Source organism: Pseudonocardia lutea, assembly GCF_042658055.1.
GTDB classification, from domain to species: Bacteria; Actinomycetota; Actinomycetes; order Mycobacteriales; family Pseudonocardiaceae; genus Pseudonocardia; species Pseudonocardia lutea.
This window is the reverse complement of sequence record NZ_JBHSQK010000005.1, coordinates 220940-234569: the sequence shown is the minus strand read 5'-3', so window position 1 is coordinate 234569 and position 13630 is coordinate 220940. Positions and strand designations below refer to the sequence as shown.

Below are 13630 nucleotides of genomic sequence, written 5' to 3'. Positions count from 1 at the left end.
CGGCGAGACGCCGGGATCGACGGACCGCGCGGCCGCCAGGGCGCGGGCCGAGAGGTACACGTTGATCATGTGGTCACCTCCGTTGGTGGCGATGCATTCCCAACGCACGGGCCGCGAAACGGAGACGGGCCACGGGCCGAGCGGTCCGTCCGGTGTGGCGAGCGGGTCGGCGCCGCGGTGTGCGCGGTGACGGCCGCGCGGTCGTCCGCCCGCCGGTCCGGCAGACTGCCCCCCGTGACCCAGCCGAGCACCGACTCGTTCCCCCGCCTGCACGCCCGCACCCGCCGGTTCACCCTCGGCGCCCCGCGCGGCGTCACGGTCTCGCCGGACGGCGGCCGGGTCGCCTTCCTGCGCAGCCGCGGCGGGACCGACCCGGTGACCTGCCTGTGGAGCCTGGAGGTGGCGACGGGCGAGGAGCGGCTCGTCGCCGACCCCCGCGAGCTCGACGACACGGACGTCGAGGACGTGCCGGCCGAGGAGCGGGCCCGGCGCGAGCGGGCCCGGGAGCAGGCCGGCGGCGTGGTCGGGTACGCGACCGACCGCGCGCTGACCCGCGCGGTGTTCCCGCTGTCCGGCAATCTCTACCTGGCCGAGTTCGCCGGGGGGCTCACCCCGCGGCTGATCGAGACGGACGGCGCGGTGATCGACCCGCGGCTCGACCCCACCGGCGCGCGGATCGCGTTCGTCTCCGGCGGCGCGCTGCACGTGCACCTGATCGCCGCACGCACCACCCACACCCTGCTGACGCCCGAGGCCGACGAGGTGACCTACGGCCTCGCGGACTTCGTCGCCGCCGAGGAGATCGACCGGATGCGCGGCCACTGGTGGTCGCCGGAGGGCGACCGCCTCGTCGTCGCACGGGTCGACGAGGCGGCCGTCCCGGTGTGGCACATCGCCGACCCGGCCAACCCGGAGCGCACCCCGGCGGCCGTCCGCTATCCCGCGGCGGGCACGACGAACCCGGCGGTGTCGCTCGAGGTCGTCGGGCTCGACGGGGCCCGCACGCCGATCGTGTGGGACGTCGAGCGGGACGAGTACGTGGTCGACGTCGTGTGGGACGACCGGGGTCTGTTCGTGGTCGTGCAGCCGCGCGACCAGAAGGCGCTGCGGATGCTCGCCGTCGACCCGGTCACGGGCGCGACCACGCTCGTCGACGAGGAGACCGACCCGGTGTGGGTCGACGCCACGCCCGGGCTGCGGGTGCACACCGCCTCCGGCGCGCTCGTGAAGCTGGCGCACCGGGACGGGGCGCACCGCGTGCTGGTGGACGGCGAGCCGGTCACCCCGCCGGAGATCCAGGTCCGGGGCCTGCTCGACGTCGACGGCGACACGCTGCTGATCAGCGGCTCGACCACGCCCGCCGCGGTACGGCTGTGGACCTGGACCGCGACGGCCGGCCTGGTGCCGGCGTCGCCCGAGGAGGGCGTGCACTCCGGCCGCCTCGCCGGCGGCACGCTCGTGCGGGCCTCCACCGACCTCACGTCGGCGACGGTGACCACCGTGCGGGCCGGGGAGGTCGAGCGGGAGATCGTCTCGCACGCCGCAGACCCCGGGCTCGGCCTGCGGATCTCCCTGCACCGGGCCGGGGAGCGCCGGCTGCAGACCGCGCTGCTGCTGCCCTCCTGGTGGGAGCCCGGCACGCCGCTGCCCGTGCTGATGGACCCCTACGGCGGGCCGCACGGCCAGCGCGTCTACGCCGCCCGCAACCCGCACCTGACCAGCCAGTGGTTCGCCGAGCAGGGCTTCGCCGTGGTCGTCGTCGACGGGCGCGGGATGCCCGGCCGCGGCCCCGGGTTCGAGCGGGCGGTGCACCTGGACCTCGCCCGGCCCGTGCTGGAGGACCAGATCGACGCGCTGCGCGCCCTCGCCGTCGAGAACCCGGACCTGGACCTCACCCGGGTCGGCATCCGCGGCTGGTCCTTCGGCGGGTTCCTCGCCGCCCTCGCGGTGCTGCGCCGGCCGGACGTCTTCCACGCCGCGGTCGCGGGCGCCCCCGTCACCGACTGGGAGCTCTACGACACCCACTACACCGAGCGCTACCTCGGCCGTCCGGACGTCGAGAAGGCCGCCTACGAGCGGTCCTCGCTCCTGGCCGACGCCGCCGCCCCGGCCACCGAGGACCGGCCGAACCGGCCGCTGATGATCATCCACGGGCTGGCCGACGACAACGTGGTCGCCGCGCACACCCTGCGGCTGTCCTCGGCGCTGCTGGCCGCGGGGCGCCCGCACCAGGTCCTGCCGCTCTCCGGCGTCACGCACATGACACCGCAGGAGGTCGTGGCCGAGAACCTGCTGCTCCTGCAGGTGCGGTTCCTCCGCGACGCCCTGGGGGTGCCCGCGCCGCCGGCCTGAGCGCCCGGCCGCTGCGGCGACGGGAACCGGTGGACCGTCCCCGTCCCGAAGGAGCGTCGGCCTCCGGGACCGAGGGGTTCTCAGTCGTGCGAGACGTGGTGGGGCGTCTCGTCCTCCGCCCGGACCCCCTCGCCGCGGGTGTCCGGGGCGTCGGGGTCCGGGGCGCCGACGCCGTCGGCCCGGCGGCGCTCGTTGCGCAGGTCGTGGATGCCCACACCCAGCGCGACGAGTGTGGTCAGCACGGCCACGCCCAGCGCGCCGGCGATCGCGGCCCGGTAGGACTCGCCCGCGGCGCCCAGCACGCCGTAGAACACCCCGGCGACCACGGCGGTGCCGACCGCCGCGCCGACCCGCTGACCGGTCTGGAGGGCCCCGCCCGCCGACCCGGCCATCCGCACCGGCACGTTGCGCAGGGTCATGGTGATGTTCGGGGAGATCACGAAGCCGCCGCCGATCCCGCCGACGAGCAGCGCGGGGGCCGCGGCGAACCCGGCGCTCTCGCCGGGGACCAGCACGAGGACGGCCGCCGTCGCGGCGATGCCCACCCCGACCAGCGACAGCCCGAACACCGTGAGCCGGCGCCCGAAGCGCTCGACGAGCCGCCCGGCCACCACCGCCGACCCGGCCGACCCGACCGCGAACGCGGTGACCGAGAGCCCGGACTGCAGCGGGGTGTAGCCGAGGCCGGCCTGGAAGAACTGCGCGAACACGATCCAGACGCCGGAGAACCCGGTGAAGTAGACGAGCCCGAGCAGGGCGCCGGGCGCGTACCCGGAGGTCTCGGTGACCAGCCGGATGTCGAACAGCGGCTCGGCGCCGTGCCGCACCTCCCGGCGCTCCCACCACAGGAACACCGCCCCCAGCACCGCGCCGATCGGGAACAGCCACCACAGTTCCCGGACGCCGCCCGACTCCGCCTGCACGAGCGGGAGCAGCAGGGCGAGCACCGCCCCGCCGAGCAGCAGCGCGCCGGTCCAGTCGATGTGCGGGCGCTCGCGGGACTGCGCGCTCGGGAGCAGCCGCGCCGCGAGGACCACGGCGAGCACGCCGATCGGGACGTTGACGTAGAAGATCCACCGCCAGCCGTCGGGCTCGCCGAACGCCGCGAGCAGCAGGCCGCCCACGATCGGTCCCGCCGCCGTCGAGATCCCGACCGTGGCCCCGAAGAAGCCGAACGCCCGCCCGCGCTCCGCCCCGCGGAACAGGCTCTGGATCAGCCCGGAGTTCTGCGGCGCGAGCGACCCCGCGGCGAAGCCCTGCAGCAGCCGGGCGACCACGAGCAGCTCGATCGTGGGCGCCGCCCCGCACAGCGCACTGAACGCCACGAACGCGGTGAGCGCGATGAGGAACATCCGGCGCCGGCCGAAGGCGTCGCCGAGCCGCCCCGCCGGGACCAGCGCGAGGCCGAAGGTCAGCGCGTACCCGGAGACCACCCACTGCGCGCCGGCCGGGTTCGTGGCGAGCCCCTGCTGGATCGACGGCAGCGCCACCGAGACGATGCTGACGTCGAGCAGGGTCATGAACCCGGCGGCGAGCGTGACCCACAGGGCCCGCCACCGGCGCGGATCGGGGGTGTGGTCCTCCTCGGTCCCGCGGCGGACCGGGGCCGACGTCATGAGGGCGAGCCGGGGACGTGCGGACGGACGGGCTGGGAGCGGTCGGGCACGGCGTCCGACGCTACGCCCGGCCCCGCCGTCCCGCCCGCTGGACGTCCCGGGGATCGCCTGGTGGACGAGCGGGTGGCTGCCGCCGCTCAGCTCGGCCCGACGACGTCCCCGACCCGGACCGTGCCGCCCGCGGCGACGTCGGCGTAGGCGCCCGCGCAGGCCCAGGTCCCCATGCCCGGGATGCTGCGCCGGTTCACCCGGGCGATCGTCCGCAGGGTGTCCCGGTCCTCGGGCAGGCCCTCCTGCGCCAGGGTCGTCATCACGCAGCGCATGGTCGGCATGGTCACCGTGATCCGGGCGTCCCCGACGGCCAGGGTCTCGCCGACCCAGCCGTCCTCGACGAAGCCCGGGCCCTCCCCCGTGTCCAGCAGCAGGTTCGGCCGGTAGCGGCGGACGTCGAACACCGAGCCGGGCGCGGCCTCGGCCAGCGCCGCCAGCGTCGACCCGGTCATCAGGTGCAGCACGCCGAGGTCGAGGAAGGAGTCGGTCGGGGTGAGCCCGGCGGTGCCGATCCGGCTGACCGGCTCGCCCTCCGCGCTGTGCTCGACGGTGGTGTCGTCGATGAACGACTGCGGCGCGAGGCCCTCGATCTGCGGCCACTGCTCCTCGAACTCCGCACCGGCGGCCGGGTCGGCGGAGAGCACGACCGCGCGGCCGAGCAGGTCGGACAGGGCCGCGTCGAGCCCGGGCCCGTCGCTGCGCAGGGTGCGGCCGTCGGGGAAGGTGACAGCGACCGGCGGCGGGGCCGCGTCGGCCTCGGGCTCGGCGAGGAAGGTCGCGCGGCAGCCGAGCAACGCGCCCCACTTGCGGGGGTACTTGGCGCTGGCGACCGTGCCGTCCTCGGCGTCGACCACGGCATAGGCGCGGTCGCCGAGGGCGCCGCCGGGCAGCAGGGCGAGCGTGTCGACCCGCTCCCCCTGCATCGACTTGACGGGGAAGCGGTGGAGCGCGGAGATCGTCGCCTGTGACGAGGGTACGGGCATCGTCCCTTCGTAGCGGGCCGGGCGGGTCGGGCGCCACCTCCGGACGGCGGGGTCCGGCCGGGGTCTGGCAGGGTGGCGGCGACCGACGCGAGACCCCAGGAGGGAACCGACGATGGCACCGCAGAAGCCCGAGGTCGACCCGATCGAGGGCCCGGCCCCGACCGACCTCGAGATCACCGACATCACGGTGGGCGAGGGCGAGGAGGCGCAGGCCGGCCGCCGGGTGGCCGTGCACTACGTGGGCGTGGCGCACTCGACCGGCGAGGAGTTCGACGCCTCCTACAACCGGGGCCAGCCCCTGCAGTTCGGCCTCGGCGCGGGCCAGGTCATCCAGGGCTGGGACCGGGGCGTGCAGGGCATGCGGGTCGGCGGGCGCCGCCGGCTGGTCATCCCGCCGCACCTGGGCTACGGCGACCGCGGCGCGGGCGGCGTCATCAAGGGCGGCGAGACGCTGATCTTCGTGGTGGACCTGCTCGCGGTGCAGTGACGGTGCCGACGGTCGGCTCCGCAGGCTCCACCTCCCTGCTGATCATCTCCGACACCCACGTGCCGGTGCGGGCGAAGGACATGCCCGGCCCGCTGTGGGAGGCGGTGGAGGCGCTCGGCGCGGACGACCTCGTCGTCCACGCCGGCGACTGGATGGAGCCGGGACTGCTCGACGCCCTGGAGGCGCGTGCCCCCCGGGTCGTCGGCGTCTGGGGCAACAACGACGGCCCGGAGCTGCGCGGACGCCTCCCCGAGGTCGCGCGGTTCGAGGCCGGCGGCCTGCGGTTCGCCGTCACCCACGAGACCGGCGCCGCGCAGGGCCGGGAGCGGCGGATGGCCGCCCGGTTCCCCGACGTCGACGTGCTCGTGTTCGGGCACAGCCACATCCCGTGGGATTCGACGGCTCCCACGGGCCTGCGGCTGCTCAACCCCGGCTCCCCCACCGACCGTCGCCGTCAGCCCACGCACACATGGATGACGGCCACGGTGCAGGAGGGCGCGCTGCGCCGGGTGGAGCTGGTGCACCTGCAGGACCTGCGGTGACGCACGGTGCGCGGCCGGGTGGTGCCGGAGCACCACCGGCCGCGCACGGCAGGGGTCAGGAGTGCTCGCGGTCGTAGCGGGCCATCTCCTCGTCGATCTCCCGGTCGTGCCGGTCCATCGCCTCGGCCTCCTCGCGGGTGTGCGCGACCGGCACCGCCACGGAGCCGCCGTGGGCCTCGGCCAGCTCGGGCCGGCGCCGCACCGCGACCAGGCTCGCCACGGTCGTCACGGCCAGGACGCCCACGATGACCAGCAGCGACACGGCGATGCTGACCTCCGGCACCGGGATCGGCTGGCCGTCGTTCAGGAAGGGCAGCTCGTTCTCGTGCAGGGCGTGGAGCACCAGCTTCGCGCCGATGAAGGCCAGGATCACGGCCAGCCCGTAGGACAGGTAGACCAGCTTCTTGAGCAGCCCGCCGAGCAGGAAGTACAGCTGGCGCAGCCCCATCAGGGCGAAGGCGTTGGCGGTGAAGACCAGGTAGGGCTCCTGGGTGAGCCCGAAGATCGCCGGGATGGAGTCGAGCGCGAACAGCAGGTCGGTGAGCCCGATCGCGATCATCACGATGAGCATCGGGGTGACCCAGCGCTTGCCGTCGAGCCTCACGGTCGTCCTGGAGCCGTGGAACTCGCCGGTCACCGGCAGCACCCGCCGGACGAGCGAGACGACGCGCGGTTCCTTCCACTCCTCGTCGTCGCCGCCCATGCCCTGCCGGACCATGTTCACGGCGGTGTAGATCAGGAACGCGGCGAAGAGGTAGAAGACCCAGCTCAAAGCGTTGATCGCGGCGGCGCCGACGGCGATGAACAGGCCGCGCATCACCAGGGCGATCACGATCCCGACCAGCAGCACGCGGTGCTGGTGGATCGCCGGCACCGCGAACGACGCCATGATGATCACGAAGACGAAGAGGTTGTCCACCGAGAGCGAGTACTCGGTGATGTAGCCGGCGAAGAACTCCCCGGCGTACTGGCCGCCCGCGAAGTACCAGATGCCGAGGCCGAACAGCACGGCGAGGGCGACGTAGAAGAGCACCCAGCGGGTGGCTTCCTTGATCGTCACGGCGTGCGGCTTGTGGTCGACCAGGAACAGGTCGGCCAGGATGATGGCCACCAGGCCGCCGATGGTGGCGAACCAGAGCCAGACGGGCACGTTCACGCGGAGGGCCTCCAGGGGTCTCGGGCAGCGCGGGACTGCCCCGAGGTCTCTCCCCTCCGCGCGACTGCGGATCGATGGCGCCGGGTTCGGGACCCGCATGACTGTCGGTCCTGGGCTGCGGGCCCGTCTCCGTGCTGACGACGCCACCGTGACCGGGATACTCCCCTGCGGTGCGGCCTCAGTGTGCCCGCCGCGATCCCCCCACCGCCAGCCGGGGTGACCGACCACACCGGTCAGCGCCCCCGAACGGGGGGCGAACCGGACGAAGCGGTGGGAACGGACAACCCGGTCGGCGTACGCGTCCAGCCGACCGGCACCGCGGGGACCGCCGGGGTGGCGGGCGGCACGGCGGGTACGGCGGGCACGGGCGACACGGCCGGGAGGCCGGGGACGGGACGGGCGAGGTCGACCCGGTCGATCTCCTCGCCGTCGGCGGTGATCGCCCGGACCCGCATGGTCGCGATCCGCCCGGGCGCCTCCGGCCGCACCTCCACGCGCAGGTAGGCGTAGCCGGCGTAGCGGGCCCGGGACCAGGCGACCGTCTCCGACCTGTCGCCGTCCTTGCCGGTCACGCGGCTGCGGATCTCCCGGTCCTCACCCGTCCGGCCCCGGTGCCGGTCGCCCCCGCCGTCGAGCCAGCCGTTGCTCCGCCGCCCGCCCGAGCCGACGCAGAGGTACGTCGTGCCGTCCGTGGCGGGGCGGACCGTCGACCGGTCGGGGGCCTCGCGGGTCGGCCCGCCGTCGCGGATCGGGTCCGTGCGCTCGTACTGGTGGTTGTGCCCCTGCACGGCGAGGTCGACGGAGAAGCGGTCGAACAGCGGCGCCAGGGCCGAGCGGACGCCGCCGTCCGAGGCGTGCGAGTCGCTCGTCGAGTAGGCGCAGTGGTGGAAGAACACCACCACGAAGGTGACGGCGGGGTCGGCGCGGAAGGTCGCGAGCGTGCCGGACAGCCAGCGGACCTGGGCGCCGCGGCTGTAGCCGGTGTTCGCGCGGATCTCGGTGGAGAGCTCGTTGGCGTCGACGCTGACCACGCCGACGCAGCCGTGCGTGAACGCGTAGACCGACGGGCAACCCGACGGCCCGGTCCGCGGCAGGTCCAGCCGGGCGGCGTGGCCCCCGTAGCCGTGCCCGGAGTCGCCGTCGTCGTACACGGCCTCCATGTCGTGGTTGCCCGTGGCGAACATCCAGGGCGTGGTCGCGGCGCTCCTCTCGATCGCCGCGAAGTACGTCGTCCACAGGCCCGGGTCGAAGGAGTCGTCCCGCTCGCCGCGGCCGGCGCGGTCGGCGTAGCAGATGTCGCCGGCCAGCAGGTGGAAGGCCGGGGCGTCCTTCGCGACGAGTGCGGTCAGGGCGTCCGACGGCGCGACGCGGCCCCTGCCGTCGTCGGACGCGACGCCCTGGTCCGCGAACGCGGTGAAGGTGAACGGCGTGCGGTCGCCCGCGACGGGGGCGGTGCGGAAGGTGGCGTCGGGCGTGGTCGAGCCGTCGGGCAGGCGGAAGCGGTAGTGGTAGGTGGTGCCCGCGGTCAGCCCCTCGGCCCGGGCGTGCGCGAACAGCTGCTGCCCGCCGCGCACGTCCTCCCCCCGCGGCACCTGGCTGACCAGCTCGCGCAGCTCGACGGGCACGGTCGCGCCGTAGCCGGTGTCGAGGCCGAGGTCGAGCAGGCCCTCGCCGCGNTCGAGCCGTCGGGCAGGCGGAAGCGGTAGTGGTAGGTGGTGCCCGCGGTCAGCCCCTCGGCCCGGGCGTGCGCGAACAGCTGCTGCCCGCCGCGCACGTCCTCCCCCCGCGGCACCTGGCTGACCAGCTCGCGCAGCTCGACGGGCACGGTCGCGCCGTAGCCGGTGTCGAGGCCGAGGTCGAGCAGGCCCTCGCCGCGGGGCCTGCCGGTCAGCTCACCGGCGATCGCCATGGAGGTCCGCGGGTCGTCGCCGAAGGCCAGGTGCCGGCCGACGATCCCCGCCCCGGCCGCGCGCGCGACGCCGGTCCACGGTCCGTTCGCGAGTGCGAGCGCGGCGAGCGCCCCGATCCCGCCCCGCAGCGCCGCGCGCCGGGTCACCGGGCGCCGCGCGAGCTCGGCGCGGATCCACTCGTGCTGGTCCGCGACCGTCATGTCGCGGGCCAGCCGGCGCGGGATGCCGAGATCGGGCGTCTCACCCTCCGGGTTCACGGGCACGCCCCGAGGGTCGCCCCGAGATCACCGGCGCGGTGGCCGGCGGGCCCGGCGCGTCGGGAAAGGCCGACGACCGGGTGACCGTCGGTCGGGGTACCCGGACATCTCGGCTGAGAGCGTCCTGAGGCACCGCGCGCGGGGCGGGGGGCCACGCGGATACGGTTCCGGGGTGTCCCGCCTGTTCCGCGCCGTCGGCGCGCGTGCCGTCGTGCGCCGGGCCGCTCGCCGCGACGAGCGCAGCTCCGAGCACCCCCGGAAGCGCTCGGTCCCCGGGGGGCGGCAGGTCCGCCGCGGCCCCGCCCTCGGCACCGCCCTCGGCACCGCCGTGGTCGCGGTTGCGCTGCTCCTCCTCACACCGGGCGCCGCTGCGGCCGGCACCACGCCGACCCCCACGCCCACCGCGGCGGACATCCGGACCAGCGACCAGCGCATCGACGTCCGGGGCGGGCCGGGCGTGCCCGGCACCGTCTCCCTCGACACCACGCTCTACCTGCCCGAGACCACGCCGGCACCCGCGGTGCTGGTCGCGCACGGGTTCGGCGGGAGCAAGCAGTCGGTCGACACCGACGCCCGGCAGCTCGCCGACCGCGGGTACGTCGTCCTGACGTGGTCGGCGCGCGGGTTCGGCGCCAGCGGCGGCCAGATCGCGCTCGACTCCCCCGACCACGAGGTCGCCGACGCCCAGCAGCTCGTCGACTGGCTCGCGCAGCGGCCCGAGGTGCAGCAGGACGGGCCGGGCGACCCGCGGGTCGGCGTCACGGGCGGGTCGTACGGCGGGGCGCTGTCGCTGCTGCTCGCCGGGTACGACCGCCGGATCGACGCCCTCGCACCCGTGATCACCTGGAACGACCTGTCCCAGGCGCTCTTCCCCAACGCCGGCGGTCCGGCCGACCTGCCGGAGGACACGCCGGCGCGCGGCACCTTCGGCGGCGACGGCGTGTTCAAGCGCGGCTGGGCCGGCGTGTTCTTCTCCTCGGGCTCGAGCGGCACGGGCGGGGCCGGTGGCGCCGCGGGCACCGGCGGCACCGGCAGCACCGACGACAGCACCGGGGACGACGGCACCGACGACGGCACCGGGGACGACAGCACCGACGACGGCACCGGCAGCTCCACCGGAACCGGCAGCAACGGCGGCACCGGCGGCAGCGCGACCGGCGACGGCGCCGGCAGCAGCACCGCCGGCAGCAGCACCTCCTCCGCCGGCTCCCTCGCCTCCGCCCTGGGCGCCCGCACGGGCGGCGGCGTGCCCGCCTCGGCGGTCCCGCCGAACGCCCCACCGGTGACCTGCGGACGTTTCACCGCCGAGGTCTGCGCCGCCTACACCGAGGCCGCCACCACCGGCCGTCTCTCCCCCGCCACCGAGGCCCTGCTGCGCCGCTCCTCCCCGGTGTCGGTCACCGACCGCATCGCCGCGCCCACCCTCATCGTGCAGGGCGAGCAGGACACCCTCTTCGGCCTCGACCAGGCCGACGCCAACGCCCGCCAGATCGCCGCGCACGGCACGCCGGTGAAGCTCGCCTGGTACGCCGGCGGGCACGACGGGGGCTCCCCCGGTCAGACCGTCCGCGACCAGATCGGCGGATGGTTCGACTTCCACCTGCGCGGCACCGGCGAGGATCCCGGCACCTCCTTCTCCTACGAGGTGGAGAGCGGCATCCGCGCCGGCCGGACCACCGCGACGAGCCGGACCGTCGTCGCCGACACCTACCCCGGTCTGTCGGGCGCCGCGCCCGTCACCACCCGGGCACTCCCGCTCGAGGGCGGGCCACAGGTCGTCGCCAACCCGGCCGGCGGGAACCCGGCGGCGATCACCTCGCTGCCCGGCCTCGGCGGGGCGCTCGGCTCGCTGGGCAGCCGGCTCTCGGCGTTCACCGCCGACCTCCCGGGTCAGTCGGCGCTGTTCAGCGGCCCCGCCCTGACCGCGCAGACGGACGTCGCGGGCGCGCCGCGCCTCGACGTCACGGTCTCCCGGGTGCCCGGCCAGCCCGCCGCCGACGAGGCGGTGCTGTTCGCCAAGACCTACGAGGTGGGCCGCGACGGGCTGCGCCAACTGCTCGGCAACGCCGTGGCCCCGGTCCGCGTCGCCGTCCCCGCCGACGGCCGCCCGGCGCGGGTGTCGCTCACGCTGCCCGGCGTCGTCGCGCCGATCGAGGTCGGCAACCGGCTCGTCGTCTCGGTCAGCACCACCGAGCAGGGCTTCGCCTCCCCCGCCCAGCCGGCGGTGTGGCGGATCGGGCTCGCCGAGGGCGCGACGCTCGACGTGCCCGTGGTGCCCGGCCGGGCCCTCACCACGAGCACGGTGCCGGTGTGGCCGCTGGTCGGGATCGGCGTCGTCCTGCTGCTGTCCCTCGCGGCGTGGCTGGTCGCGAAGGCGCTGCGCCGCCGCCGCGAGGTCCCCCCGGCCGGCGCCGCGGACGCCCCGCCGCTGGAGATCAACGGCCTCGCCAAGACCTACAATGGCGGCTTCAGCGCGGTGAAGGAGGTGTCGTTCACCGTGCGCCCGGGCATGGTGCTGGGCCTGCTCGGGCCGAACGGCGCCGGCAAGACGACCGTGCTGCGCATGCTGATGGGCCTGATCTCGCCGACCGCGGGCTCGATCCGGGCGTTCGGCGAACCCGTCGGGCCCGGTGCGCCGGTGCTGGCCCGCATCGGGGCGTTCGTCGAGGGCCCCGGGTTCCTGCCGCACCTCTCCGGCGCCGAGAACCTGCGGCTCTACTGGGCGGCGACGGGACGGCCGACCGAGGAGGCCCATCTCGAGGAGGCCCTCGAGGTGGCCGGGCTCGGCGAGTCGGTGCACCGCCGCGTCGGCACCTACTCGCAGGGCATGCGGCAGCGGCTCGCCATCGCCCAGGCCATGCTGGGCCTGCCGGAGCTGCTCGTGCTCGACGAACCGACCAACGGGCTCGACCCGCCCCAGATCCACGCGATGCGCGAGCTGCTGCGCCGCTACGCCGAGGGCGGGCGGACCGTGCTCGTCTCCAGCCACCTGCTGGCGGAGGTCGAGCAGACGTGCACGCACGTCGTCGTCATGCACCACGGCCGGGTCGTCGCCGACGGCACGGTCGACGACATCATCGCCGGCGGCGGGGCGGCCAGCTTCGGCGTCGACGCCCCGGACCGCGCGGTCGAGGTCCTCGCGGCGCTCGACGGCGTCCGGGACGTCGCCACCGAGGGCCGCCTGGTGCACGCGGAGCTCAACGGCACCCCGCGCGCGTCGGCGGTGCAGGCCCTGGTCGCGGCCGGGATCTCGGTGGAGTCCGCCGGGCCGCGCCGCCGCCTGGAGGACGCGTTCCTGCAGCTCGTCGGAGAGGACACCGCGCCATGACGAAGCAGCCGAACGAGCACGAGACGCGGGGCGACTGGCTGCACCGGGACGCGAGGTACGCCGACCCGTCCACGCGCAAGGGGCACGTCGGCCTGTTGCGGGCGGACGGCTCGCCGGCGTCGTCGTACCGGGCGGGCCGGACGCTCCCGCTGCGGGTCGAGCTGCTCCGCCAGCTCAGGCGGCGTCGCACGCAGGTGACGTTCGCGCTGGTCGCGCTGCTGCCGGTGATCCTCTGGATCGCCTTCTCGCTGACGAGCGACGGGGGCGTGGGGACCTCGGTCAACCTCGTCGACCTGGCCAAGGGCAGCGGCACCAACTTCGCCGTGTTCGCCCTGTTCGCGACCGCCGGGTTCCTGCTCGTCGTGGTGGTGGCGCTGTTCTTCGGCGACACCGTGGCGTCGGAGGCGTCCTGGTCCTCGCTGCGGTACCTGCTCGCCGCCCCGGTGCCCCGCGCGCGGCTGCTGCGGCAGAAGGCGATCGTGGCCGGGGTGCTGTCCTTCGCGGCGCTGCTGCTGCTCCCGGTGGTGGCGCTGCTGGTCGGCACGCTCGCCTACGGGACCGCTGACCTCGTCAGCCCCACCGGCGAGTCCCTGGGCTACTGGGCCGCCACCGGACGCGCCCTGCTCGGCGGGGTGTACGTGGCGGTGAACCTGCTGTGGGTCGCCGGCCTGGCGCTGTTGCTGTCGGTGAGCACGGACGCCCCGCTCGGCGCGGTCGGCGGCGCGGTCATGACCTCGATCGTCTCGCAGATCCTCGACCAGATCACGGCGCTCGAGGACCTGCGGAACTACCTGCCGACGCACTACGCCAACGCCTGGTCCGACCTCCTCGCGAGCCGGATCGACTGGGGCGACATGACCCGCGGCGCCTTCGGCAGCATCACCTGGGCCGCGGTGCTGTTCGCGCTGGCGGCCTGGCGCTTCCACCGCAAGGACGTGACCAGCTGAC

At 75.4% G+C, this 13630-nt stretch carries 9 protein-coding genes; 5 read left to right on the top strand and 4 right to left on the bottom strand.

Features of this window, described 5'->3' with window-relative positions; genetic code table 11:
- Positions 1-234 precede the first annotated feature (234 nt).
- Entirely contained in the window at positions 235-2352 is a 2118-nt protein-coding gene (locus ACFQH9_RS02375; protein WP_379563669.1) for a S9 family peptidase, read from the top strand.
- An 80-nt stretch (positions 2353-2432) separates the two neighbouring features.
- Here the strand turns inward: ACFQH9_RS02375 and ACFQH9_RS02370 are convergent, their stop codons facing one another.
- A complete protein-coding gene (locus ACFQH9_RS02370; RefSeq protein ID WP_379563667.1) occupies positions 2433-3968 on the bottom strand; it encodes an MFS transporter in 1536 nt (511 codons plus the stop codon).
- A 137-nt stretch (positions 3969-4105) separates the two neighbouring features.
- On the bottom strand, positions 4106-5002 hold the full coding sequence (locus ACFQH9_RS02365; RefSeq protein ID WP_379563665.1) for an MOSC domain-containing protein: 897 nt from the start codon (positions 5000-5002) through the stop codon (positions 4106-4108).
- A 112-nt stretch (positions 5003-5114) separates the two neighbouring features.
- On the opposite strand from ACFQH9_RS02365, the gene ACFQH9_RS02360 reads away from it, so the two are divergent.
- Both ACFQH9_RS02360 and ACFQH9_RS02355 read left to right on the top strand, forming a co-directional pair.
- The gene (locus ACFQH9_RS02360; protein ID WP_379563663.1) at positions 5115-5489 is read left to right on the top strand and encodes an FKBP-type peptidyl-prolyl cis-trans isomerase; all 375 of its coding nucleotides are present in this window, start codon (positions 5115-5117) and stop codon (positions 5487-5489) included.
- On the top strand, positions 5486-6031 hold the full coding sequence (locus tag ACFQH9_RS02355; RefSeq protein WP_379563661.1) for a metallophosphoesterase family protein: 546 nt from the start codon (positions 5486-5488) through the stop codon (positions 6029-6031). The genes ACFQH9_RS02360 and ACFQH9_RS02355 overlap by 4 nt, the downstream gene beginning before the upstream one ends.
- A gap of 55 nt (positions 6032-6086) precedes the next feature.
- Here ACFQH9_RS02355 and ACFQH9_RS02350 read toward each other — a convergent pair whose 3' ends face one another.
- Both ACFQH9_RS02350 and ACFQH9_RS02345 read right to left on the bottom strand, forming a co-directional pair.
- Positions 6087-7187 carry a TerC family protein gene (locus ACFQH9_RS02350; RefSeq protein WP_379563659.1) on the bottom strand — a complete coding sequence of 367 codons (1101 nt, stop codon included), beginning with the start codon at positions 7185-7187 and terminating at the stop codon, positions 6087-6089.
- 233 nt (positions 7188-7420) lie between these two features.
- Positions 7421-8812, bottom strand: a complete 1392-nt coding sequence (locus tag ACFQH9_RS02345) for a purple acid phosphatase family protein (protein WP_379563657.1) — start codon at positions 8810-8812, stop codon at positions 7421-7423.
- Positions 8813-9682: 870 nt separating this feature from the next.
- On the opposite strand from ACFQH9_RS02345, the gene ACFQH9_RS02340 reads away from it, so the two are divergent.
- Both ACFQH9_RS02340 and ACFQH9_RS02335 read left to right on the top strand, forming a co-directional pair.
- Complete coding sequence (locus ACFQH9_RS02340) at positions 9683-12682, top strand: alpha/beta fold hydrolase (protein ID WP_379563715.1); 3000 nt, start codon at positions 9683-9685, stop codon at positions 12680-12682.
- Positions 12679-13629 (top strand): ABC transporter permease subunit, encoded by a 951-nt coding sequence (locus ACFQH9_RS02335; RefSeq protein ID WP_379563656.1) that lies wholly within the window; start codon positions 12679-12681, stop codon positions 13627-13629. Before ACFQH9_RS02340 ends, ACFQH9_RS02335 begins: the two co-directional genes overlap by 4 nt.
- Position 13630 lies beyond the last annotated feature (1 nt).